The sequence below is a fragment of the Bowmanella denitrificans genome, assembly GCF_039522935.1.
In the GTDB taxonomy this organism is placed as follows: Bacteria; Pseudomonadota; Gammaproteobacteria; order Enterobacterales; family Alteromonadaceae; genus Bowmanella; species Bowmanella denitrificans.
This window is the reverse complement of the sequence record NZ_BAAAEI010000031.1, coordinates 160,323-183,408: the sequence shown is the minus strand read 5'-3', so window position 1 is coordinate 183,408 and position 23,086 is coordinate 160,323. Positions and strand designations below refer to the sequence as shown.

Annotated in this window: 21 protein-coding genes and 1 tRNA gene; 13 read left to right on the top strand and 9 right to left on the bottom strand. The window is 50.5% G+C overall.

Annotated features, from left to right (window positions below; translation table 11 throughout):
• Positions 1-100: 100 nt before the first annotated feature.
• A complete protein-coding gene (glmU, locus tag ABD028_RS22085; RefSeq protein ID WP_343847504.1) occupies positions 101-1,459 on the bottom strand; it encodes a bifunctional UDP-N-acetylglucosamine diphosphorylase/glucosamine-1-phosphate N-acetyltransferase GlmU in 1,359 nt (452 codons plus the stop codon).
• A 129-nt stretch (positions 1,460-1,588) separates the two neighbouring features.
• On the opposite strand from glmU, the gene ABD028_RS22080 reads away from it, so the two are divergent.
• On the top strand, positions 1,589-2,776 hold the full coding sequence (locus tag ABD028_RS22080; protein WP_343847503.1) for a sensor domain-containing diguanylate cyclase: 1,188 nt from the start codon (positions 1,589-1,591) through the stop codon (positions 2,774-2,776).
• A gap of 145 nt (positions 2,777-2,921) precedes the next feature.
• Here the strand turns inward: ABD028_RS22080 and ABD028_RS22075 are convergent, their stop codons facing one another.
• Both ABD028_RS22075 and ABD028_RS22070 read right to left on the bottom strand, forming a co-directional pair.
• Positions 2,922-3,398 (bottom strand): methylated-DNA--[protein]-cysteine S-methyltransferase, encoded by a 477-nt coding sequence (locus tag ABD028_RS22075; protein ID WP_343847502.1) that lies wholly within the window; start codon positions 3,396-3,398, stop codon positions 2,922-2,924.
• Positions 3,395-4,744, bottom strand: a complete 1,350-nt coding sequence (locus ABD028_RS22070) for a DNA-3-methyladenine glycosylase 2 family protein (RefSeq protein WP_343847652.1) — start codon at positions 4,742-4,744, stop codon at positions 3,395-3,397. The genes ABD028_RS22075 and ABD028_RS22070 overlap by 4 nt, the downstream gene beginning before the upstream one ends.
• A 172-nt stretch (positions 4,745-4,916) precedes the next feature.
• On the opposite strand from ABD028_RS22070, the gene ABD028_RS22065 reads away from it, so the two are divergent.
• Positions 4,917-6,053: a serine hydrolase domain-containing protein gene (locus ABD028_RS22065; RefSeq protein WP_343847501.1), complete on the top strand. Its 1,137-nt coding sequence runs from the start codon at positions 4,917-4,919 to the stop codon at positions 6,051-6,053.
• Between the two features lie 62 nt (positions 6,054-6,115).
• On the opposite strand, the gene speA is transcribed toward ABD028_RS22065, so the two are convergent.
• Complete coding sequence (gene speA, locus ABD028_RS22060) at positions 6,116-8,035, bottom strand: biosynthetic arginine decarboxylase (protein ID WP_245921280.1); 1,920 nt, start codon at positions 8,033-8,035, stop codon at positions 6,116-6,118.
• Between the two features lie 335 nt (positions 8,036-8,370).
• Between speA and lptM the strand changes: the two genes are divergently transcribed.
• Genes lptM through ABD028_RS22030 form a run of 6 tightly spaced genes read left to right on the top strand, consistent with a single transcriptional unit; the run spans position 8,371 to position 12,939 of the window.
• Positions 8,371-8,529 carry an LPS translocon maturation chaperone LptM gene (gene lptM / locus ABD028_RS22055; protein WP_343847500.1) on the top strand — a complete coding sequence of 53 codons (159 nt, stop codon included), beginning with the start codon at positions 8,371-8,373 and terminating at the stop codon, positions 8,527-8,529.
• A complete protein-coding gene (gene lysA / locus ABD028_RS22050; RefSeq protein ID WP_343847499.1) occupies positions 8,530-9,780 on the top strand; it encodes a diaminopimelate decarboxylase in 1,251 nt (416 codons plus the stop codon).
• Positions 9,781-9,812: 32 nt separating this feature from the next.
• Positions 9,813-10,643 carry a diaminopimelate epimerase gene (gene dapF, locus ABD028_RS22045; protein ID WP_102794408.1) on the top strand — a complete coding sequence of 277 codons (831 nt, stop codon included), beginning with the start codon at positions 9,813-9,815 and terminating at the stop codon, positions 10,641-10,643.
• Positions 10,640-11,329, top strand: a complete 690-nt coding sequence (locus tag ABD028_RS22040; RefSeq protein WP_343847498.1) for a DUF484 family protein — start codon at positions 10,640-10,642, stop codon at positions 11,327-11,329. Before dapF ends, ABD028_RS22040 begins: the two co-directional genes overlap by 4 nt.
• 3 nt (positions 11,330-11,332) lie before the next feature.
• Positions 11,333-12,226, top strand: a complete 894-nt coding sequence (xerC, locus tag ABD028_RS22035; protein WP_102794410.1) for a tyrosine recombinase XerC — start codon at positions 11,333-11,335, stop codon at positions 12,224-12,226.
• A complete protein-coding gene (locus ABD028_RS22030) occupies positions 12,223-12,939 on the top strand; it encodes an HAD-IA family hydrolase (RefSeq protein ID WP_343847497.1) in 717 nt (238 codons plus the stop codon). Before xerC ends, ABD028_RS22030 begins: the two co-directional genes overlap by 4 nt.
• Before the next feature lie 24 nt (positions 12,940-12,963).
• Here ABD028_RS22030 and ABD028_RS22025 read toward each other — a convergent pair whose 3' ends face one another.
• The gene (locus tag ABD028_RS22025; RefSeq protein WP_343847496.1) at positions 12,964-13,566 is read right to left on the bottom strand and encodes a YkgJ family cysteine cluster protein; all 603 of its coding nucleotides are present in this window, start codon (positions 13,564-13,566) and stop codon (positions 12,964-12,966) included.
• A 309-nt stretch (positions 13,567-13,875) separates the two neighbouring features.
• On the opposite strand from ABD028_RS22025, the gene uvrD reads away from it, so the two are divergent.
• The gene (uvrD, locus tag ABD028_RS22020; RefSeq protein ID WP_343847495.1) at positions 13,876-16,047 is read left to right on the top strand and encodes a DNA helicase II; all 2,172 of its coding nucleotides are present in this window, start codon (positions 13,876-13,878) and stop codon (positions 16,045-16,047) included.
• Between the two features lie 21 nt (positions 16,048-16,068).
• Here uvrD and rarD read toward each other — a convergent pair whose 3' ends face one another.
• Positions 16,069-16,986 (bottom strand): EamA family transporter RarD, encoded by a 918-nt coding sequence (gene rarD, locus ABD028_RS22015; protein WP_343847494.1) that lies wholly within the window; start codon positions 16,984-16,986, stop codon positions 16,069-16,071.
• A 219-nt stretch (positions 16,987-17,205) separates the two neighbouring features.
• On the opposite strand from rarD, the gene ABD028_RS22010 reads away from it, so the two are divergent.
• Complete coding sequence (locus ABD028_RS22010) at positions 17,206-19,179, top strand: marine proteobacterial sortase target protein (protein WP_102794415.1); 1,974 nt, start codon at positions 17,206-17,208, stop codon at positions 19,177-19,179.
• Complete coding sequence (locus ABD028_RS22005; RefSeq protein WP_102794416.1) at positions 19,167-19,760, top strand: class GN sortase; 594 nt, start codon at positions 19,167-19,169, stop codon at positions 19,758-19,760. Before ABD028_RS22010 ends, ABD028_RS22005 begins: the two co-directional genes overlap by 13 nt.
• On the opposite strand, the gene ABD028_RS22000 is transcribed toward ABD028_RS22005, so the two are convergent.
• Complete coding sequence (locus tag ABD028_RS22000; protein WP_343847493.1) at positions 19,738-21,075, bottom strand: type II toxin-antitoxin system HipA family toxin; 1,338 nt, start codon at positions 21,073-21,075, stop codon at positions 19,738-19,740. The genes ABD028_RS22005 and ABD028_RS22000 overlap by 23 nt on opposite strands.
• Entirely contained in the window at positions 21,075-21,350 is a 276-nt protein-coding gene (locus tag ABD028_RS21995) for a helix-turn-helix domain-containing protein (protein WP_102794418.1), read from the bottom strand. The genes ABD028_RS22000 and ABD028_RS21995 overlap by 1 nt, the downstream gene beginning before the upstream one ends.
• A 265-nt stretch (positions 21,351-21,615) precedes the next feature.
• Here ABD028_RS21995 and ABD028_RS21990 point away from each other — a divergent pair, with 265 nt between their 5' ends.
• Positions 21,616-22,077, top strand: coding sequence for a hypothetical protein (locus ABD028_RS21990; protein WP_343847492.1), 462 nt, complete (start codon positions 21,616-21,618; stop codon positions 22,075-22,077).
• 236 nt (positions 22,078-22,313) lie between these two features.
• On the opposite strand, the gene ABD028_RS21985 is transcribed toward ABD028_RS21990, so the two are convergent.
• Positions 22,314-22,388 (bottom strand) — tRNA-Arg (locus ABD028_RS21985).
• 220 nt (positions 22,389-22,608) lie between these two features.
• Between ABD028_RS21985 and ABD028_RS21980 the strand changes: the two genes are divergently transcribed.
• A complete protein-coding gene (locus ABD028_RS21980; protein ID WP_343847491.1) occupies positions 22,609-23,007 on the top strand; it encodes a c-type cytochrome in 399 nt (132 codons plus the stop codon).
• Positions 23,008-23,086: the final 79 nt, after the last annotated feature.

Below are 23,086 nucleotides of genomic sequence, written 5' to 3'. Positions count from 1 at the left end.
CGGATAACCTTAAGCTTATTCGCGGCTTTAATCGGACTTACGTCCGACCCACAGAGCATAGTGGGCAATAAGATTGCCCACTTGTTTTTTGCCCCTTAGTCTATTTCTTAACAGGCCGCTTCCAACCGCTGATGTTGCGTTGTTTACCGCGAGCGACAGCCAGTTGCTCATCCGGGACGTCTTGAGTAATAGTAGAACCCGCTCCGATAGTGGCGTTGTTCCCTACCGATACCGGGGCCACCAAAGCGGTGTTTGAACCAATAAAGGCACCATCACCGATGACCGTTTTAAATTTATTCACGCCGTCATAGTTACAGGTAATAGTACCGGCACCAATATTCACCCCATCACCCACTTCGCTGTCGCCAAGATAGGTCAGGTGGTTGGCTTTGGAACCTTTGCCGAGGGTGGATTTTTTCATCTCGACAAAGTTGCCGACTTTAGCCTTTTCCTGCAACACAGCACCAGGACGCAAACGAGCATAAGGGCCTACCTGACAGTTCACACCGACATTGGCCTGTTCAACAATACTATTGGCTTCGATAACGCTATTGTCGCCAATTTCGCAGTCAATCAGGATACAGTTAGCGCCAATTTGTACGTTGTTACCCAACACGACTTTGCCCTGCACAATCACATTCACATCAATACTGACATCCTGACCGCATTGCAGTTGACCGCGCAGATCGAAGCGCGCAGGGTCCAACAGACTGACCCCTTCCATCATCAGGCGCTCGGCCTGTTCAAGTTGATAGGCCCTTTCCAGATTAGCCAGTTGCTTGCGATTATTGATACCTTCCACTTCGGTAACATGTCGCGGATGGGCCGCCTGAATGCGTTTGCCTTCTGCAGCTGCCATGGCAATCACATCGGTCAGATAATATTCACCCTGGGCATTGTCGTTACTCAGATTACCCAGCCAGCGCTTAAGATCCGCTCCTTTCATTACCATCATGCCGGTATTAATTTCACGCACCTGACGCTGCTGCTCGGTGGCATCTTTATGCTCAACAATGGCCACCACCTGATCACCTTCACGGATAATCCTGCCCATGCCGGTGGGGTCATCCAGCTCAACAGTGAGCAACGCCAGATCACAACCCTGTTTGACTGCAAGCAGTGCTTGTAAGGTCTCGGTTTTAATTAGTGGCGCGTCACCCACCAGAATCAGTACATCTTCTTCATCCAGCAATGCCGGTGCTGCTTGCTGAACTGCGTGCCCGGTGCCTAACTGTTGGGCCTGCAGGCACCAATTCAGTTGATTGTGCGCCAGCGCTTGTTGCAATTGTTCACCACCGTGGCCATAGACCAGATGGATATGCTGAGCTCCAAGCCCCTTCACAGTATCAATAATGTGCTGAACCATGGGTTTGCCCGCAATAGGGTGCAAAACTTTGGGTAATGAAGACTTCATGCGGGTTCCTTTTCCCGCCGCCAGAACAACTACTGAAAACGCCATCTTGATTCCTTTTATATCGACAATGGCTGCTATTCTAACTAAGGCAGAGATTTGTGCCAGCTTAGGGACGGTTTAAATGACGAAGTTTAGACACACCATTGATGACCCAATTAGCCAAGGGAGTCTTTGTTGAATCGTATAGAATCACTACAAAAAGTTCTGTTCATAACATTTCTGCTGGCCGTTGCAGCAATCAGCCTGGTGGCTTATTTCGCTATCAGCAACATAGTCACAGAGCAGAGCCGCCATCAACAGCGCACCATGCTGCCCGTTTTTAGTCTGATAGAAGAGGAACTGCTCAAACCTATTCACATCGCTCAGGCCTTAGCAGGCGCTGAGATTTTCCTGCCCTATATGCAGGAGGACGCAGATGAACAAACGCTGATGATGAAGTTAACCAGGCTGGAACAACAATTTGATCTGGTGTTTTTTATTGCCAGTGAAAAAGCCAAGCGACAATACCATTCCAATGGTGAGATTCGTCGCCTGGACAGCGGCGATGTGCAATGGTACCAGAGGATGAAAGACGACCCAGATGATCTGACGCTGGCACTGGGCAAGCGTGAGGATGTGCATCTTTACGTCGATATACGCCAATATGACAGCAGCGGTCAATTTCTGGGTTTTATTGGCGTCGGCAAACCCCTGGATGACTTTCTGCATGTTTTCGAGCGCTACCGCCTGGAACATGGTTATGATTTTGTTTTTGTTAATGCCAGAAACGAAATTTTACTGACGTCGCTGGTTCAGCTTTCTCCCAGTAACCAAGCGCTACTGACTCTTGAGGATCTTGATTGGTATCCACATTGGCAGAACAACCCGCCACAGCATGGCAGCCATTCCTTTTTAGTTAACTCAGCCGAACAGGACACCCTGATTACCGAGATTCCTATCGCCGCCATGAACTGGCGGGTATTTATCATTGCCCCGCTGGAAGACAGAAAACATGCAATGGGGAAAACCTTCGTCATCAACATGCTGTTACTTGTTTGCTGCTTATTGATACTTTACTGGCTGACAGCTCTGCTCTCTAAAAAGTTTCAGCGCAATGTCTACCAGCGCATCAACACAGACAGCCTCACCGGGCTGTCCAATCGGGCGCATATCGATAGCGTATTCCAATTGTTCAAAGAAAAGCAGTTGCCCCTTAGCTTAGTGTTGGCCGATATAGACCATTTCAAATCCGTCAATGACACTTATGGGCATAATCTTGGAGACCAGGTTATACGTGCCGTTGCCGAACAGCTCAGTCACGGCGTGCGTGAAGGAGACTATGTCGGCCGATGGGGCGGCGAAATGATGGTCGGAATCGGGTAACCTCTTGTCCATCGAATTGACATAAACCATGATCAACTTTTTGATCATTCAGTGCCGCGTTTCAAATACCCCCACTTGTTCAGCTTGAGCATACCCGTGGCAAGTCCGACAATCAGAATTGGTCGCCGATATAAATCCATCCCACTTACCAGTCTCCCAAGCTGAATTGTGCTTGCTCATGTTGCAGCAGCCAGGCCTTTCGTTCTATACCACCGGCATACCCTGTCAGGGTCCCATTGCTACCTATTATCCGATGGCAAGGCACCAGAATAGAAATCGGATTTTTGCCATTGGCGGCCCCCACAGCCCTGACGGCTGCAGGATTCCCAATACGGCGGGCAATTTGCGCATAACTTGCCGTTTGGCCAAAATCAACGGTTTGCAACGCCCGCCAAACCTGCTGCTGAAATTCCGTGCCAGGCGCTGCAAGGGGCAACTCGAACTGTCTGCGCTTGCCCTGAAAATATTCGTCAAGCTGTGTTACAGCCTTGTCCAATAAGCGCGTCGGCTGCGTGTCAAAGCGTTGTGTTTCGACAAATTTAATCGAGCATAAGCCTGAATGAGTAGCTGCAATTTCCACCAGACCAATGGGGCTATGCAAATACTGATATTGCGCACTCATGCCTGACTCCAGAGCTGAAATGTCAGGTAACTGCGCCAGGGCGCCACCAGACTGTCATCCACCGCTTGCTGTAGCAGTTGCTTTTTAATCACTAAATCAGTGTCCAACCAGATATCCGGCTGTGAGTAACCACGCAGTTTCATATAGTTGACTGTCCAGGGGCCAATCCCTTTCAGGTGAAGCAATTCATCAGCATCCAGTGGTTCACCAATTGTTGCCCAATAATGGGCAAAACGCTGTAGAGTGTCCCGGCGACTGGCAGGCATGCGCAGGAATGACAAGTCCGCTTCAGCAACCACCTCAGGCGTGGGAAACCAGCGCCCCCGCTCGGTTGAATCCCCTAATGTTTCCACCAGCAAGGTCACTTGACCAATAGCGGCTTTCACCGACACCTGCTGCCCTAAAATCGCCCGACATCCCGCTTCAAAAGCGCACCACACCCCTGGTAAACGTAAACCTTCGACCAGATGATCTGGCTGAATACCTGCAGATAACATACGTTCAGATATCACCTGACTGTCGGCATCCAGATCTAATACCCGGCGAATTTGCCCAAGTACCGTGGTGAGCTGACTCATATCATCCAAATCCAGACGAACATTAAAGCCATGTTGCTGGGGTTGATATTCAGCGCAAAAATACCCGGAACAGGATGCCAGTCTGAACAGCCTGGCATAACTGTTTTCTGTCACCCATTCAGTGCCTGGAACGGCGCGCAAGGCTAAAAAATCACGCAACATCGGCCAGTTGTATGGCGGTCGAAAATTAAGTTGAATCTGCATACTTTGTTGTCCAGTTGCATTGCTACGAATTTGCCCCGGGCTTAGTTGCAAGTATTGGCGAAAATTATCCTGCAGACGTCGCGACGACTGAAATCCGCATGCCAGTGCCACTTGCTCCACGTTCAGGTTAGTTTGATGCAGCAGTTGTTTAGCCTGTAACAACTGGCGAAAAAGCTGATAGCGCTTAGGGGCGATACCCAGACGTTGCTGAAACAACTTACGCAGATACCGATCTGTTACCCCCAGTTTGTCGGCAATATCCGCCAGGCTCAGCTCAGGATATTGCGCCAATAATTTCAGCGCCCGTTCAACACTGGTCTCAACCCCTTTCCAGGCCCAGGATTGCGGAGAACTATCTGGCCTGCAACGCAGACAAGGACGATAACCGGCCTGCATCGCCAACTCCGCCATAGGATAATATTCAACGTTTTCTTCCTTGGGTGCTACAGCCGGGCAGATGGGCCGACAGAAAATACCGGTGGTCTTCACTGCCACGAAAAAACGCCCATCAAAACGTCGATCGCGGGAAAGCCTGGCACGTTGATAAACCTGCTGGTTCATAATCGTCTCTGACTGTAAAACTATACGGAGTATTGTAACGAGTCGGTGACAAAAAATGCGATGAAAGCGGAACTCAAGCCAAAATTGTTATTCAGATGATAGAATGCCAAACCGAATCTACTGATAGTGGTAACCGCCGGGCTAACCGGTTCGACATTGAGATAGCATAAACAGAATGAAGTACTTTTTTTGGCTGGTGTTATTTTGCACCGCCAGCCTGACCTGCAGCGCCCAGGACAATTGGCTCGGTACCTTTGCCGACGAAGTTAAAACCGCAGCCCACCTTAAGGCCATTCCCGGTTATGCCTTTGCGGTGGTCAGCGCCGAGGAACCCGACCAGGTTTTTGTGCAGGGTAAAACCCGAAAAAACGGCAAACAACCTGTGAATCAGGATACGGTGTTTCGTCTGGCCTCAGTGTCGAAGACCTTCACCTCAGTACTTGCCGCAAAATTAGTGGAACAGGGTAAATTAAACTGGAATCTGCCCCTTTCGCAGCTTGCCCCGGATTATCCGTTCAAACCTGAGCTGGCCAAGAGCATGACGCTGGGACACATCCTTAGTCAATCCAGTGGTTATATGCCCAATGCCTATGACAACCTGATTGAAGCGGACTATCCGGTTAAGCGGGTACTCAACGAATTAGCCGGATTGAAACCTATCTGCTCACCCGGTAGCTGTTACACCTATCAAAATGCGTTATTCGCGGTGGTGGAAGAAGGATTACACAACAGCCTGCAGCTGAACTATGCGCAATTGCTACAGGAAAACTTGTTGATGCCACTGGGCATGTCCCGTTCAGGAGTCGGACGCCAGGCGCTGATGAGAGACGAAAACTGGGCACGCCCGCATGTATTGCTGGCCAAAAACCGCTGGCATGAAGTCGCGGTTAATGAAGACTACTATCGTTTTGCCCCTGCAGCAGGGGTTAACGCCAGCATTCGCGATATGCGTCAATGGCTGAAACTGATGCTGGGCCAATACCCACATCTGCTGTCCAGTCATGCAATTGAGCAGTTACTGACACCCAAAATCCGTACCAGCCGCGAGCTGTATCGCCGTCACTGGCGTGATCATTTAAAGGATGCCCACTACGGTTTAGGCTGGCGGGTGTATGATTTTGATGGCGAATTGCTGGTGCATCACAGCGGTTGGGTTAAAGGCTACCGTGCAGATGTGGGCTTTTCGCCTAAGTATAAAACCGGCATGGTGTTTTTAATGAACGCCGAATCAAATCTGATGAATGAGATTACGGTTAACTTCTGGGCAGACTTCTTCGAACAAATGAAAATCCGTGCGCAAACCGCCCCTTAAAAACAAAAAAGCCCTGCTGGCATGCCTGACAGGGCTTTGAGTTTGTATCAAGCGGCTTTGACTTATTTACTGGTTTTCAAATACGTGTAGCCGTGCAGACAGTCTTCATAGAAATCCGTCCACTTCACCCCTTCACGCGGTTTGATATTACCTGCAGCAACATGTTTGTCGATAATGCGCTTAACATCCTGAGCCATGGCCGACGGGTTGTACTGCATAATGGACAAGACATTGCTAACCGATGAACCTGTTACCACTTCTTCAATGTAGAAGTCCTGTGGATCGTCGTCGTCACTGAAGATATGCACTTCATTTAAACGCCCAAACAGGTTGTGCATGTCTCCCATCACGTCCTGGTAAGCACCGGTCAGGAACAAACCAATATAGTAGTCTTCACCGGGTTTAAGAGGATGAATAGGCAGTACATCCGCCACCCCGTTTTCACCCACAAACTGGTCGATCTTGCCGTCGCTGTCACAGGTAATGTCCACCAGCGAGCAATTTACCGTGGGTTTTTCGTTCATGCGGGTCAGCGGCACCACCGGCAGCACCTGGTCAATTGCCCAGGTGTCGGCGGCAGACTGGAATACCGAGAAGTTACACAGATACTGGGACGACAGGTCATACTCCAGTTCTTGCAATTCCTCAGGCACAAACTCCACTTCCTTAATCTTGCGATGCAGGTACGTCATAATCTGCCAGTAGAAAGTTTCAATCTTGGCCAGTTCAGACAACGAAATCACCCGCAGTTTAAAGGCATCAATGGCTTGCTCTTTCCACTGTGAGGCGTCGTTGAAAATTTCCTGCAGATTGTCGCCTTCTTCTTTCAAAGACTCGGCCAGATCGCGCATATTGCGCACAAATACGTGTTCGTCCTCTTCTTCTGAGGTGTCAAACTGCACTGTGCTGTTTTTGATCTCGCCAACAATCTGTGCCACCACACAACTGTGGTGCGCGGTAATGGCGCGCCCGCTCTCGCTGACCAGATTAGGGTGTGGCACCCCTTCCAGATCACAAACTTCCTTCATGCCGTAAACCACATCTGCCACATATTCCTGCATGCTGTAGTTACGCGAAGAGTCGCTGGTCGACTGGGTGCCGTCATAATCTATCCCCAGACCACCGCCAACATCCACATATTCCAGATTAACGCCCATCTTGCGCAGTTCAGCGTAAATTCGGCCACCTTCAGCCACGGCATCCTTCACCGAGCGAATATCCACTAATTGTGAGCCAATATGGAAATGCAACAGCTTCAGGGTATGAGCCAGGCCCTGCTGTTCAAGGTAACGAGCCGCATTGATAATCTCGGCAATGGTTAAGCCAAACTTAGCCCTGTCACCACCTGAACTTTCCCATTTGCCGCGACCTTTCACCGTCATTTTGGAGCGCAGACCAATAATGGGATCGATATCCAGTTCCTTGGCAATACGTACCAATGACAGCAGTTCGGAATACTTTTCCACCACCACAATAATTTTGCGGCCCAGTTTGCGTCCCAGCAGTGCCAGACGCATAAACTCTTCGTCTTTGTAACCGTTGAGAATGGTCAGGGCCGACTCATTGGTGTTAAATGCCAACACCGTCAACAATTCAGCTTTGGAACCGGCTTCCAGGCCGTAGTCGAAAGGCGCACCGGCATCGACTATCTCTTCCACAACCTCACGCATCTGGTTGACCTTCACCGGGTATACGCCCATGTAACGGCCCTGATATTCGGCTTCTTCAATCAAGTTGCGGAAGGTCTGGTTCAGCTCCGCAACCTGGGAACGAAGAATGTCATGGAAGCGCACCACCACGGGAAACTGGATGCCCTCTTCCTTCATCTCTTCAATTACGCTGTTAAAATCTATCCTGACTTGGGGATTGCCCGGCACCGGCGTAATATGCAGGTTACCGTTCTCACCAATTTCAAAATACCCGCCGCCCCACCGCTTAACGCGATAGAGACGCTCTGCATCATCAATAGTCCAATCTGCCAAGGTATAATCTCCCTTTGGTCGATAAGAAAAACAGGGTTGAAACCGCTTGGGCTCCATGCGAGTGCACTTTCATAGTTGAAGGTGCAGGTGTCAGATGTCGAACTGATTCCGTACCACTTTTGCGTAATTCTGACGCTTGCAACCTTTTGGTCTGCCAGCAGCGGAAGAAAATCTCTATTGTCTAACGGGGCATATTATAAATGGGTATATTTGCAGAACCCCAGAATTTTTATATGAAAGGCGCAAAATAACAAAGCTTCGCCGTGACACAGACTTTGCTTTTTTAATCGGCAATGCCATCATAGCAGACCCGATATCCTGTGATGAGACTCTGTGTGAAAAGGCTGAAAATTGTAGTAACCCTGCTGGTATTGATGCTCAGCGCCTGTGGCAAGAACGGTGCACTTTATCTGCCAGACCAGGCTGCTGATAATCAGAAGACACAACAGCAAGACGACAGAGCACCAAACAGTCAACCACAAGAGCAAAACTAGATGGACTTCTTTTCCTACCAGAATCAGCAACTGCATGCTGAAGATTTACCGGTAGCCGACATTGTTGCCCAATACGGTACCCCTTGTTACATCTATTCGCGCGCCACTATTGAGCGCCATTGGCAAGCTTTTGACAAAGCCGTAGGCAACCACCCGCACTTGATTTGCTATGCGGTTAAGGCTAACTCAAACATAGGTATTCTGAATCTGCTGGCACGTTTAGGCTCTGGCTTTGATATTGTATCCGGCGGCGAGCTGACCCGGGTATTGGAAGCCGGTGGTGACCCCGCCAAGGTGGTTTTTTCTGGCGTAGGTAAAACCGAAGAAGAAATTGCCTATGCGCTGGCGCAAGGTATTAAGTGCTTTAATGTCGAGTCGCCATCCGAGTTGCAGCGCATCAACAAAGTAGCGGGCCAGGCCGGTAAAAAAGCGCCGGTTTCGCTGCGCGTCAATCCTGATGTGGATGCCAAAACTCACCCTTATATCTCAACCGGCCTGAAAGCCAATAAGTTTGGTATTGAACGGGAACAGGCCATCGACGTTTATCGTCAGGCAGCCGCCATGGACAACATCAAAATTGTTGGCATGGACTGTCATATCGGCTCGCAGTTAACCCAAACAGCCCCCTTTGTGGATGCATTGGACAGACTATTGGATCTGGTGGATGAATTAGCCAAACATGGCATCGAGATTGAACATCTGGATGTGGGTGGTGGCCTGGGCGTAACCTACAAAGATGAAACCCCACCGGATCCGGATACCTACGTACAGGCCATCGTATCCCGTATGCAGGGCCGCTCTACACTGCCGCTGATATTTGAACCGGGGCGTGCCATTATGGCCAATGCTGGCATCCTGGTCAGCAAGGTGGAATTTCTGAAACAGGGCGCGGAAAAGAATTTCGCCCTGGTGGATGCCGCCATGAACGACCTGCTGCGCCCGGCATTGTATTCAGCCTGGATGAATATTGTTGAGGTGGACAGATCACTCAATCGCCCAAAGGCCCTGTATGATGTGGTTGGTCCGGTTTGCGAAACGGGAGATTTCCTTGGCAAAGACAGAGAACTGGGACTGGCCGAAGGCGACCTGATTGCGGTGCGCAGTGCCGGTGCTTATGGTTTCGCCATGGCCTCCAACTACAACAGCCGTTGTCGTCCGGCTGAAGTATTGGTGGATGGAAATACGCCCCACCTGATTCGTGAGCGGGAAAAGCTCGCGGACCTGTTTAAAGGCGAGTATAAACTTCCGTAAAATAAGGCGATTGGATTCAACTAGTGGTACCGATGCAGATTCACTTTTCAAAAATGCATGGCTTGGGCAATGACTTTATGGTGATTGATAATGTCACCCAGAATGTATTTTTTACCAAAGACAAGATTCAGCAACTGGCAGATCGTAATTTCGGCATCGGCTTTGATCAGCTTTTGATGGTGGAACCGCCTTATGATCCAGACCAGGATTTCCATTACCGGATATTTAATGCCGACGGCTCAGAAGTATCCCAATGTGGCAACGGCGCCCGCTGTTTTGCCCGTTTTGTTAAGTTGAAAGGCCTGACCAACCGCAATAAAATCGTGGTGGGTACCCGGGCTGGCCGCATGGTGCTGTACCTGGAAAAAGATGGTCAGGTCACCGTCAATATGGGTAAGCCTCAACTTGAGCCAGCCCAGATACCACTGAAAGCCAATAAAGAAGAAGCCACTTATATTATTCGCGCAGAGGATCACACGGTATTCTGTGGTGCCGTATCGATGGGCAATCCCCATTGCGTGATGGAAGTGGAAGATATTGACAGTGCGCCAGTTGAAACGCTGGGCGCTTTACTGGTACAACATGAACGATTTCCCGAAGGAGCCAATATCGGCTTTATGCAAATCCTGTCGCCGAGGCATATAAAACTGCGTGTATATGAACGCGGTGCCGGAGAGACACTAGCCTGCGGCAGTGGCGCCTGTGCAGCCGTGGTGGTGGGGCAGTTATGGGGAAAACTGGAAAACGAAGTACAGGTCGATCTGCCCGGCGGCACTCTGAATATCCGCTGGCAGGGACGTGACAAAGTGGTCAAGATGACCGGCCCGGCCGAACATGTATTTGATGGAAGCCTCAGTCTATGAGTGATATGTCGAGACAGGAAAAGCGCGCAGCGTCGCTGGTTGCAGACAGTGATGACCTCAATCCCGATCAGGTCAGAGATTATCTGTTGGCCAATCCGGATTTCTTTATGTACTACCCTGGCGTGCTTGACAGTCTGCGTATTCCACATCAACAAAAAGGCGCGGTGTCGTTGGTAGAAAGGCAAGGTGAGCAGTTACGTCTTAAGGTGCGCCAGTTGCAGCACCAAATCAGCGAGCTTATGTCTGTGGCTAAACAGAACGAGCGTATTTATCGTATCTATGCCGATCTGAACCTGCGCCTGTTTAGCTGTAAGACCCTATTTGAGGTACGCACAATACTTGAGCAGGTGCTTTTGCACCAACTGGAGCTGCAAGCCATTTCCTTGCGTCTGTTCGGCTTTGATGATGATCTGCCGGAAACCAATAAGCGTTTGTTATTGGCCAAACGCTTCTCCAGTGGCTTGTTCTATCTGGGCCGCTTAAGTCAGGAAGAACAACAGTTGTTGTTTGCTGAAAAACGCATTGAGTCGGTTGCGGTGATGCTGATTGGTGAGCGCGGCGAGATGGGCTTGCTGGCCATTGGCAGTAATGAGAGCCACCATTTCCATCCGGGTATGGATACCTTACTTATTACCCAGTTACAGAAATTCCTGACATTAGTGGTACCGCAACTGGCGGAGTACTGAGTCTTGCTTACCCCGGCCCTGCAAGAATGGCTGGATGCCTTTCTGGCGCATCTGCGTTACGAACGCAATCTGTCGCCAAAGACCCTGGAAAACTACGCCCGGCAATTGCGCCAGTCTGCACAGGAGCTGCCCATTGAGCAATGGTCACAGCTGCAGACCGAGCATATTCGCCAGGTGTTGAACAAAGCCAGGTTGCAACGACTAAGTGCCAATTCAATCGCACTGCGACTGTCGGCGCTACGCACCTTTTGTCAATATCTGGTACAGATGAAGCAATTGTCTCTTAATCCAGCCACGGGGGTGCAGGCCCCCAAACGCGGGCGACCGTTGCCCAAACAACTGCATGTGGATGAAATGAGCAATCTGCTGGATTTTGAGCCTGGTGATGACATTCTGGCGATTCGTGACAAGGCCATGCTTGAACTCACCTACGGCTGTGGGCTGCGTTTAGCCGAGCTTACCGGTCTGAATTTACTCGATGTACGAGAGCGCGAGCTGCGGGTACTGGGTAAAGGCAGCAAGCAGCGGCAACTGCCCATAGGCCGTCAGGCCAGACAATGCCTGGATGCCTGGCTGAAAGTCAGGGGGCAATTAGCCCCTGCTGATGAGCCAGCCCTGTTCGTCAGTAAGCAAAATAAGCGGATTACCTCGCGTCAGATTGCCAAACGTATGAACCTGTGGGCACAGAAACAGGGCATGGCCCAACCTGTACATCCGCATAAACTGCGCCACTCTTTTGCGACCCATTTACTGGAGTCCAGCGGTGACTTGCGCGGCGTGCAGGAATTGCTGGGGCACGCCAATCTGTCCACCACTCAGGTTTATACTCATCTGGACTTTCAGCACCTGGCCCAGGTGTATGATGGTGCGCACCCAAGAGCAAAGAAGAATAAATGATTTTCTATCGCCCTTTTCAACGCCCCTGCGCCCTTACCTTTGATCTTGATGACACCCTGTATAACAACAAGCCCATTTTGATGCGGGCCGAGCAAGCGCTGCTGGCTTTTTTACATTCTTCCTATGCCGCAACTGCCGGCACGGACAGTAAGTTTTGGCAGACCATCAAACATCAGACACTGCAAGAGCACCCTCAGCTTCAGAATGACATGGGCCAGTTGCGCCTGACGGTATTAAATAAAGGCTTATATCATTGTGGCTATCGCAATCAGGAGTTGGATAAAGCGGTACAGGAAGCCTTTGCCTTCTTTTATGCAGAGCGCAGCCACTTTCAGGTAGATAAGAACATTTGTTCTGTACTCGCCAGGCTTGCCGAAAAAGTGCCTTTACTGGCCATTACCAACGGCAACGTAGATATTCAGCGTATTGGTATTAGCGATTACTTTCAGGTGTGCCTGCGTGCCAACCTGTCACAGCCAATGAAACCCCATCGTGCCATGTTTGACCTGGCGGCTTCGCGCCTGGCTTGCTCACCAAATACCATCTTACATGTGGGGGATAACCTGTATAACGATGTATTCGGGGCATTACAGGCCGGTTACCAAACCGCCTGGTTTGCCGTCAATCGACCGATGCTGTTAAGCGAGGAGCTGTCCGGCCCCTTGCCACATTTGCACCTGCATAAGCTTGAAGAACTATTGGTCTTGATTTAAACCCTGGCCGTTTTAGTTCTTCTATTATGCGACTTCTTCGGTCTGTTCAAAACCACTGTAATAAGCAATAAACAGCACTCGCTCAATCGCGACTTTAAGCGCCTGATTAATAGGCATATCCTGCTTACCCAGGGCATAGTCCAATTGTCTGACCCTGTCCTTGCCTTCCGCCATTTTAGGCGCAGGCTCAGTTAACATGGTAATCAGGGTTTGCTGGTACTTGTCGCTATGATCCTGCTTAATGGTACGACACACCGATAATCGGGTTTCCCCCTGTTTACCCTTTACACCAGCGGCACCAAACATACGGCAAATAGCCGGCCGCTGCTGATACACCCCACATTGCCCCAAGATGCCATCCAACGAATGACGAACATAGTGATAACAGGCAAACCCTGAGTAAGCCTCCAGCTCAGCCAGCACCTGCTCTGCCCGGCCCTGATCATAGAAAGTTAGGGCCAGGGGTAACATTTCCAGTGGTGTGGCTTCAATTTCCGGATTGTTACAGCAAGCACCACATCCGGGGCGACAGGCCAACCCAGAGTTACGTTGATAGGTTCCGAAGGTATGATCGAGTTCGTCATACACAGCCTCAACAAGACGCGATAGATCCCGCAGTCTTTGCATACAGACTCCGCAAATAAATTGACAGTAATAATTAGAGCGTGTTCTAAGATGGGCAGTTTGAACTGGCAGACAACACACTGAAGGTGCTGCCGTAAAACGCCAACGGCAGATTCTAATGTGCGCAAGGATATTTCCACAATAGGGGCTGAAAAATATTCTCCCGCCTGGTAATTGGCTGTTTTGCAGCCAGACAGCTTGTTTGAATTCTAAGCAGAGCACCCATCTAACGTTCGATGCTGCCAAATGAATGTATAAATACACAGTACAACTGATATACTGGCGCCATCACTCAACTGCCAGCCAAACCCGATGGATGTATCTGCCCTGCTCGATTCCCTGAACGATAAACAGCGCCAGGCCGTTGCCGCGCCACCCAGTGATATGCTGGTACTGGCGGGCGCTGGCAGTGGCAAAACCCGGGTGTTGGTGCATCGCATGGCCTGGTTGATGGATGTGGAAGGCATTTCGCCATATGGCATTCTGGCGGTAACCTTTACCAACAAAGCAGCACGTGAGATGCGCAATCGGGTAGAAAGCCTGATGCGTTCCTCATTGCAGGGCATGTGGATAGGTACTTTCCATGGTCTGGCACACAGGCTGCTGCGCACCCACCATCAGGAAGCCGGCTTACCGGAGAACTTTCAGATTCTCGATTCTGACGACCAGCACCGCCTGATTCGGCGGGTGTTGAAGAGCATGAATCTGGATGAGAAGCATTGGTCGCCCAAGCATATTCAGTGGTACATCAATGGCAACAAGGACGAAGGCTTACGTCCACAGCATTTAGAGACTCACGGTGATGCCACACAAACTAAAATGCGTGAGATCTATCAGATTTATCAGGACACCTGTGACCGGGCCGGTTTGATTGATTTTGCCGAACTGCTGTTGCGGGCTCATGAACTGTGGGTTAATCATCCACGCATTCTGCAACATTATCAGCAACGCTTCCGCGCTATTCTGGTAGACGAGTTTCAGGATACCAACAATATCCAGTATGCCTGGCTGCGCATGCTGGCCTGCCCGACCAACAATATGATGATAGTGGGCGACGATGATCAGTCCATTTATGGCTGGCGTGGTGCCAATGTAGACAATATCCAGCATTTTCTGCGGGATTTTGACGGCGCCACCACCATTCGCCTGGAACAGAATTATCGTTCCACCGGCAAGATCCTCAAGGCGGCCAATACCGTGATTGAAAATAACAGTGGTCGGCTGGGTAAGGAGCTTTGGACCGAGGGCAGTGAAGGGGAACCCATTTCCCTGTACGCCGGTTTTAACGAACTGGATGAAGCCCGTTTTATTGTGTCGCAAATCCGTGGCTGGCAGGAAAAAGGCGGGGCACTGAGTGATTGCGCAGTACTTTACCGGAATAACGCACAGTCACGGGTATTGGAAGAGGGTATGTTGCACGAAGGCCTGGCCTATCGCATCTACGGTGGCCTGCGCTTCTTTGAACGCCAGGAAATCAAAGATGCACTAGGGTATTTGCGTATGGCCAATCAACCGCTGGATGACGCTGCGTTTGAGCGGGTGGTTAATACGCCGGCCCGTGGCATAGGCGAGCGTACCCTGGAGCAGGTGCGTGAAGCGGCCAAAGCCACCGAGCAATCCATGTGGCAGGCTGCCTTGCTGATGCTGCGGGAAAAACGCCTATCAGGGCGCGCCGCCAATGCATTGCAGGGTTTTGTCGATTTGGTGCTCAAACTGCAGGAAGATTTGCCCGGTTTGGCCTTGGAACAACAAGCCGATTTGGCCATCAAGGCTTCTGGTTTGTATGCCATGTATCAGGCGGAGAAAGGTGAAAAAGCTCAGGCCCGCATCGAGAACCTGGAAGAACTGGTGACCGCCTGTAAGCAGTTTGTCGCCCCGGATGAAGCGGAAGGTATGACCCCCTTGTCTGCATTTCTGGCCCATGCCTCTCTGGAAGCCGGTGAAACCCAGGCAGACAGTCATCAGGATGCGGTGCAGATGATGACCATGCACAGTGCCAAAGGTCTGGAGTTTCCGTTGGTGGTGATTGCCGGGGTGGAAGAGGGCATGTTCCCCAGTCAGATGAGCAATGAAGAGCCGGGGCGTTTAGAGGAAGAGCGTCGGCTTTGTTATGTGGGCATGACCCGCGCCATGCAAAAGCTATATATCACTTATGCGGAAAGCCGCCGTTTGTATGGCCAGGATAAATACCACACCCCTTCACGTTTTATCCGTGAAATCCCTGCTGATTGTATTGAGGAAATCCGTCTGCGGGCCACTCAGGTATCCAGACCGGTACAAAACCGCTTTACCCCGGCCACTTCGCATATGGCGTTTGAAAGTACCGGTTTTCAACTGGGGCAGCGGGTGCTGCATCCTAAATTTGGTGAAGGCACAGTTCTGAATTACGAAGGTTCAGGCGAGCACGCCCGGGTGCAGGTAAATTTCAGCGACGTTGGCAGCAAATGGCTGGTATTGGCCTACGCCAGACTCACGCCGGCTTAACCGGCGTGTTGGATCAATACCTTATTCCTGGGTGGCCAGTTTTTGCTTCATGGCCTTGCGGCTGTTGCGAAAGTGCCGGTAAGAGTCAAAGCTGAACAGTGCCAGACCGGTCCAGACCAGGGCAAAGGTGATCAGACGTTCATGATGCAGCGGCTCGTTGTACAAAAATACCGCCAACACGAACATGATGCTGGGGCCAATATACTGAAAAAAGCCCAGGGTGGAATACATAATGCGCCTGGCCGCCGCAGTAAAGCATAACAATGGTGCGGTGGTAACCAGCCCAGCACAGATCAGAATGGTATTAAGATCCCAGCTGTTGCTGAACATATTGCTGGCCGGGCTGGCCAGCCAAATCCAATAGGCCATGGCAAAGGGCATCATCAGCAGGGTTTCCAGCATCAGGCCGGGCAGAGAATCTACCGCCACTTGTTTACGCAGCAGGCCGTAGATACCAAAGCTTCCCGCCAGTGCCAGGGCAATCCAGGGAACCTGACCAAAGGACAGCACCAGAATCGCCACACCAGACAATGCCAGGGCCACCGCATACTTTTGCAACTTACGCAGGCGTTCCCCCAGAAACAGGCGGCCAAGGGCCACATTCAGCAGCGGGTTGATGTAATACCCCAGACTGGCGTCGAGCAAATGATCATTATTGATGGCCCAGATAAATAACAACCAGTTCCCCCCCAACAGCAAACCTGAAATCAACAGCACCTTCATCACTCTGGGATTGACGATGGCCTGCCTTACTTTAGGCAGTTGCCCTGAAACCAGCACCAGAATCACAAGAACCAACATGGACCAGACAATGCGGTGTAGCAAAATATCGGTAGCTGGCACGTCCAGCAGCAGTTTGAAATACATGGGGGCAAAGCCCCACATAGTGTAAGCGGCGATGGCAAGGAGCACGCCGGTTTGCGCGGTTCTGTCGGTCATGATTGGGCACCCGGGGGAATATTGCGGCTATCTTCGGTGATCAAGCTCGCAATGACAAACAACGAATTTCAGGGACAGCCATTAGCTGTATTTATTCTACATTGCCAGGCGTTGCCAGAATGTTGTCATAATTGTTCCCGGTATTGCCTTTTTTTCGCCCTCTGTCGGCCATTGGTCATTGCTTCAATAAGCCTGAATTCACCTCATTGGAAACCCGCAATGTATGTTTACCCAATAGGCAGGACAAGCTTACTGATAAGCCTGCTCACTATATTGTGCAGCTACCCGGTATGGGCAACGTCTCCTCAACTGGAACTGTTCAACCTTCAGGGCGACGCCGTAGCGCCCGGAATTATCCTTAACACCGATGTGAAGATGCAGACCACAGGCCTGATTAATCAGGTCAGAGTCACTCAGCGGTATCGCAATGACAACCCCTTTGCGGTCAATGGCCGCTATGTGTTCCCACTACCAGATGACAGTGCCGTGTATGCCATGACCTTAGTGGTAGGCGAGCGGCGCATTCAGGGCAAAATAGACAAAAAAGCTGAAGCCACGCGAACCTACCAACAAGCACGCCAAGAAGGCAAAAAAGCGGCTTTGGTGCGCCAGCAGCGCGCTAATATGTTCGTTACCGACGTGGCGAATATTGAACCGGGCCAGAGCATTTCGGTGGAGTTGCATTATCAACAAACCCTGGCTTTCGCCGACGGTGAGTTTTCTGTGCGTTTCCCGGTCACCATTACCCCACGTTATCACCCCATGGTGATGAAAATGCCGGATACAGACGAGCCAGCCAGCGCTGACAATACCGCGCAACCAAGGGGTTGGATAGCACCACTTTTCAGCCAGAGTGCCAAGCCGCAACCAGTCAATGCGGGCCTTACCCTGGAGTTGGACATGGATTTAGGCCTGGAACTGGCCAAAGTCAGCGCGGGTGAACAACCACTGGCGCTGGACAACCCGGCCTTTGGCCGTTACCGGCTCTCCCTTACCGACCCACAGATGAACAAAGATTTAGTCCTGCGCTTTACCCCAAGACTAAAGCAGGACAGCCAGGCGGCATTCTTGGTGCAGCAAACCGAACAGGGTGAACGCTACGCGCTGCTGATGCTGACACCGCCGGCCGACAGCTTTACCGCCGCACGACGTCTGCCGAGAGAAACTATCTTTGTGATTGATACCTCTGGCTCTATGCATGGCCAGTCAATGCAGCAGGCCAAACAGGCGTTGTTATTTGCCTTAACTCAACTGGATGCCCAGGACAGCTTTAATATCCTGGGCTTCAATCACCGGCTCAATCCTCTCAGTATGCGCCCGCTAGAGGCCAATAAAGCCAATCTGCGCATGGCCAGAGACTTTGTCCATAGCCTGGAAGCCGACGGCGGCACTGAGATAGCCCAGGCCCTGGATGTGGTGCTGGATGGGAGTGAACAAAATGACAGAGTGCGACAAGTGGTGTTTCTGACCGATGGCAGTGTCAGCAATGAAGCTCAGCTGTTTGAGAAAATCCGCCAGCAACTGGGTGACAGCCGCCTGTTCACTGTAGGTATCGGCAGTGCCCCAAACAGCCTGTTTATGAACAGAGCGGCGGATGTTGGCCGGGGCTCCTACACTTTTATTGGCGCCACCTTTGAAGTGCAGGAAAAAATGCAGGCATTGTTTAATCGCCTGCATCACCCGGCCATTGTCAATTTGTCGCTAAGCAGCGGCGGACAGATGTTGACGTATTGGCCCAATCCGCTGCCCGATTTGTATTTTGGTCAGCCCTTAATGGCGGCCATCAAACTGCCGGATAGTCCGGGTGACATTACCCTTACCGGCCAAACCCCGCTTGGCCCGTTGCATATTGGTTTAACCCCCACCCTGCAAAGCAAAGGAGACAGCATTGCCAGGCTATGGGCCAGACAAAAAATCAAATCACTACTGCTGTACAACCCTGAACAGCAGGTTAAATCCAGCGTCGAACAACTGGCCTTGCAGTTTCAATTGCTGAGCCCCTTCACCGCCTTTGTTGCCGTGGAAACCGTGCCTTCAGGCCAGCCAGCTACGCAGAATATTCAGGTACCCAACGCGCTGCCCGACGCAGGCTCCTTAACCCTGCCACAAACCGACGGACAAAGCCGTCTGCAATTGCTGCTGGGCATGCTGCTGATACTGAGCTTTGTGGGAGCACGCAGATGGATCCGTTAAGCAACTGGCGCTCATTACTCTTTTACTCCTTGCTGGTGTCTGGTCTGGTTCTGTTGGCCACAGGTGGCCATATGCAGGCTAAAGCGTGGCTGGCCCAATACCTGATTAGTGACGCCTGGCAGCAGGCCCTGGCCGAACCAGACAGCAAAGTTAAACCCTGGTTTTATGCCGATACCCATGTCGTCGCGCAGCTGGATTTTCCGCACCAGCATCAGCGCCTAACGGTGTTGTCGGGTGCCAGTGGCCGCAATCTGGCCTTTGGCCCCGGCCACTTGCTGGCCAGCGGTGAGCTGGGCAACAGTGCCGAAAAAGGCGTATTAATTGCCGGGCATAACGACACCCATTTTGCTTTTCTGCAGCACCTGAAAACAGGGGAGCAATTTCGCATGCAACTACAAAACGGCACATGGCAGCATTTTCAGGTAAAAGAAATGCGCGTGGTACATCAGGCCGACACCGGCTTTTTACACCACAGCGGACTGTATCTGACCACCTGTTACCCTTATGACTCGCTGGCGGCCAATACGCCCTGGCGTTTGCTGGTCACTGCTGAGCAAATCAGTTTGGGGGAAAACAGCTAGCTGGCTTAAGCAGTAAACGATGTTTTCGCTCTTGCATTCCCTCAAAAATGGGTTGTGCTACCCGCTCAGGAAAATCAGCAGGTAATGCCTGTTGAACTTTTTCAATAACGCCATCCACTTGCTCGCACATGCGGGATATGATGGCGTCCATTCTGGATTGGCTGAACTCTGCTTGTTTTGCTGTAGCCAGAAAATGTCGTCGAAACATCTGTGAGATTTTCCATTTTTTGCCACTGCTTCCGCGTAAACTCATCGCGAGCTTCAGATCTCTAAGATTAAGACCTGTGCCGCCAATGGCGGGATAAGCGGAAAGAATGTCATAAAGCGGCGTCAATCTGTATGCACCGAATGGATCAATACGCACTGAAAAGTTCTTCGCATGTCCATCTGTGGCGCCCAACAAAAAAAACAGTACCTGTGCGCCCATAAATACGTCGCGATCTCGCACTGCATTGGCTGAGCCTTGCAGATGCTTCATCACATCGGCAATGCAAGGACCTTTATCCGATTCATACTTTCTGGCCGAGGGCAGGCCGAATACCTGGCAATAATCTTCCTGCGGTAAGCGCATTATCCAACTGCCATCGCTGGCATATTTGCGATCAAAGCGTTCAATCGCCAATGCTCTGATTTTCTTGGTGTTAATAATTTCACAATTGGGTGCATCAAAACCAAATTCCCGGGCGATGCGTAAACAAAGCATTTCATTTTCGACGCTGTCGCTTAAATCAATCGTATGGTCGTGGCTTTGAATTTTCCCAATGGGTAGTTTTACTATGTGGGTAGTAGGTGTGTTGCCTGTCGGCACACACCAGTGCTCGCCAATTTTAAGCAATGCGGTTTTTTCCTGCGCCCCTGCGATGGAAATCCGGAAGTCGTCGTTCTCACGCAACATGCCAAGTGGGGCGCGGAACTGGTATCCCAACAGTATGCGCTCCAACGCTTCTTCACTGAGTGTTTGGTAATTTAACTGGCGAATAGTCCCCGGTTTTTTGCCCGCAGGAACAAACTGTAAGGCACCCACACTGTCTCGCCCTATTGCCGCTAACAGATCGAACGTTTGACCTGAATCGGCATGGAAACGGGCAACCACACGGTCACGAATCTCGTCATTATCGGGTAGTAGGTTGTCAAAAAAATTGATGACTTCCTGGCCTTTATAGACCTCACGGCGTAATGGCAACGACAAAGAAATTGGCCGCGCCCCTTCCTGTTCAATCCAGGAGTGCTCATAGCGGAATGAATGGGCACCAGCATTATCGCGACCGAAATAACCGACACAATAACCATTCATATACACATCCAGTGTGTTCATTACCATTCCTCAGTCCATGTTTTACCCGCGCCGGAGATATCATCATTCTCTTCAGGTTTGATTGAACCTTTAGGGGTAACGGAGAGTTCCAATTCCAGAGCCGACAATAAACGGAACAGCGTATCGAGTTGCATTTTTTCCGGAGAAGATTCAAAACGGGAAACCGTTCCTTGCCTTAACCCAACTAGATCTGCAACCTGAGACTGACTGATACCACGGCGTTTGCGCTCGTCCCGCAGATATACCGAGAGTGTTTTCGGATCCGTCACTTTCATTGTTCGCTGCCTTATACGCAAGTGGGTATAAAATACAATTTATACGCAAATGGAGATAAGTCAAATTTTATACGCATTTGAGTATAAAAATAAATTTATACGCATATACGGATAATTGGTTTGAGTATTAAATAAGTTCAAGGTGGAGTGACCAGGGGAAGTCGTTCAACTCCGCCGCCTTTGCACTTCCATTACCGCAATCGTTTTTTAACCGATGTATGGTCAATTTGAACATGATTGATACCATTGGCAGCGCATTCGCAAGATGTTCCTCATTCAAAAGAAACGTTACTTCCCTCTGCCGGAATACGAGCTAAAGGATAATCGCGTTCAAGTCACCATCATTGGTCGAGTCGCAGATATAGCCTACGCCAGAAAGCTGGCCGAATACCCAGACCTGACATTGGAACACATTCTGTTGCTGGATCGGGTACAAAAACCTAAACCACTCACGGATGGTCAGGCCAAACACCTCAAGGCTCTTAGACTGATCGAAGGCCGTAAGCCTAACTATCATATTCCAGCGCAACTGGCGGATCATAGTGGAGACAGGGCCCAATATATTCGTAACAGAGCCTTTGATGACCATCACTACAAACAACTTATTGTCGAATATTTGGACAAATTCGGTACAGCAAGACCTGTAGACATTGACGGGCTACTTTTAGACAAATTGCCTGATGTATTGGACGCCCCCCAGAAACACCACAAGATCAAAAATCTGTAACAAGCCCTGAAAAAAGAGGGCTGGATTGAGAGCGAAGGTAAGATTTGGAGAATGTCTAGCAAGCAATAGCTTAGACATTTCTAGATATTCTTAGACATTTTTACTAGCCAGGGAATGCTTTACCACCAGTGAAGAATTCGAGCTTAGACTTAAGCTTGGCATCTAGTGGCCTTACCAATTGTGGTCACGGAAAATATTCTGATAGTGAAAACTATCGTAAAAAGCCTTGAAAGGTATGGCGCTCTCGATAGGGATCGAACCTATAACTTGGCCTCCGGAGGGCCACGTGATATCCATTTCACCACGAGAGCAAGACGGGATGTCTGGAGGCCGCGTACTATGCCTGATTAGACAGTTGAAATCAATCCTGTAGATAACCTTGGCCAAGCATAAGGTGGGTATAACCGCAGGTAAGGGCAATAAAGACCACACTAATAGTGTATAAATGGTTGTAGGGCACCGATTAACCGTTATAATCTGAGCCCAAAACATACATCTAATGAAAGACCAGAATCGGTGCGGGAGTAGGTTGTGAAAATTAAAGCTTTACTGGTGTTGGGTGCAGGTCTGCTGGGAGTATTCGCTGGCCAGGCCGACGACATGGCTCGTGATGCGATTAAAGACCGCATCAAACCTGTTGGGCAAATTCACGTGGCAGGTGCTCAGGCGCAAACCGCTGCCGCATCAGGTCCCCGTTCTGGTGCAGACGTATTTAAATCGTCCTGCTTTGCCTGCCATGGTACTGGCGTTATGGGCGCACCGAAAGCCGGTGATGCAGCAGGCTGGAATGATCGTATCGCCAAAGGGATGGATACGCTGTTGAATCATGCCATCAACGGTTTCAACGCCATGCCGCCAAAAGGGACATGCGGTAACTGCTCGGATGAAGAAATTAAAGCCGCTATCGAACATATGATCGAAGGGCTGTAAAACCGCCGACAAAGGCTTTTTGGCTATATGCAAGACCACCTTTTTGGTGGTCTTTTTGTTTGAATTGCGCTATTTTTGG

Bases quoted from the DNA above. Each gene is read 5' to 3' on its own strand.
- ABD028_RS22000 (WP_343847493.1), bottom strand. From the start codon at position 21,075: ATGAACACACTGGATGTGTATATGAATGGTTATTGTGTCGGTTATTTC.
- glmU (WP_343847504.1), bottom strand. From the start codon at position 1,459: ATGGCGTTTTCAGTAGTTGTTCTGGCGGCGGGAAAAGGAACCCGCATG.
- ABD028_RS22005 (WP_102794416.1), top strand. From the start codon at position 19,167: ATGGATCCGTTAAGCAACTGGCGCTCATTACTCTTTTACTCCTTGCTG.
- ABD028_RS22065 (WP_343847501.1), top strand. From the start codon at position 4,917: ATGAAGTACTTTTTTTGGCTGGTGTTATTTTGCACCGCCAGCCTGACC.
- dapF (WP_102794408.1), top strand. From the start codon at position 9,813: ATGCAGATTCACTTTTCAAAAATGCATGGCTTGGGCAATGACTTTATG.
- lysA (WP_343847499.1), top strand. From the start codon at position 8,530: ATGGACTTCTTTTCCTACCAGAATCAGCAACTGCATGCTGAAGATTTA.
- ABD028_RS22025 (WP_343847496.1), bottom strand. From the start codon at position 13,566: ATGCAAAGACTGCGGGATCTATCGCGTCTTGTTGAGGCTGTGTATGAC.
- ABD028_RS22030 (WP_343847497.1), top strand. From the start codon at position 12,223: ATGATTTTCTATCGCCCTTTTCAACGCCCCTGCGCCCTTACCTTTGAT.
- uvrD (WP_343847495.1), top strand. From the start codon at position 13,876: ATGGATGTATCTGCCCTGCTCGATTCCCTGAACGATAAACAGCGCCAG.
- ABD028_RS22040 (WP_343847498.1), top strand. From the start codon at position 10,640: ATGAGTGATATGTCGAGACAGGAAAAGCGCGCAGCGTCGCTGGTTGCA.
- ABD028_RS22010 (WP_102794415.1), top strand. From the start codon at position 17,206: ATGTATGTTTACCCAATAGGCAGGACAAGCTTACTGATAAGCCTGCTC.
- rarD (WP_343847494.1), bottom strand. From the start codon at position 16,986: ATGACCGACAGAACCGCGCAAACCGGCGTGCTCCTTGCCATCGCCGCT.
- ABD028_RS22075 (WP_343847502.1), bottom strand. From the start codon at position 3,398: ATGAGTGCGCAATATCAGTATTTGCATAGCCCCATTGGTCTGGTGGAA.
- ABD028_RS21990 (WP_343847492.1), top strand. From the start codon at position 21,616: ATGTTCCTCATTCAAAAGAAACGTTACTTCCCTCTGCCGGAATACGAG.
- ABD028_RS21995 (WP_102794418.1), bottom strand. From the start codon at position 21,350: ATGAAAGTGACGGATCCGAAAACACTCTCGGTATATCTGCGGGACGAG.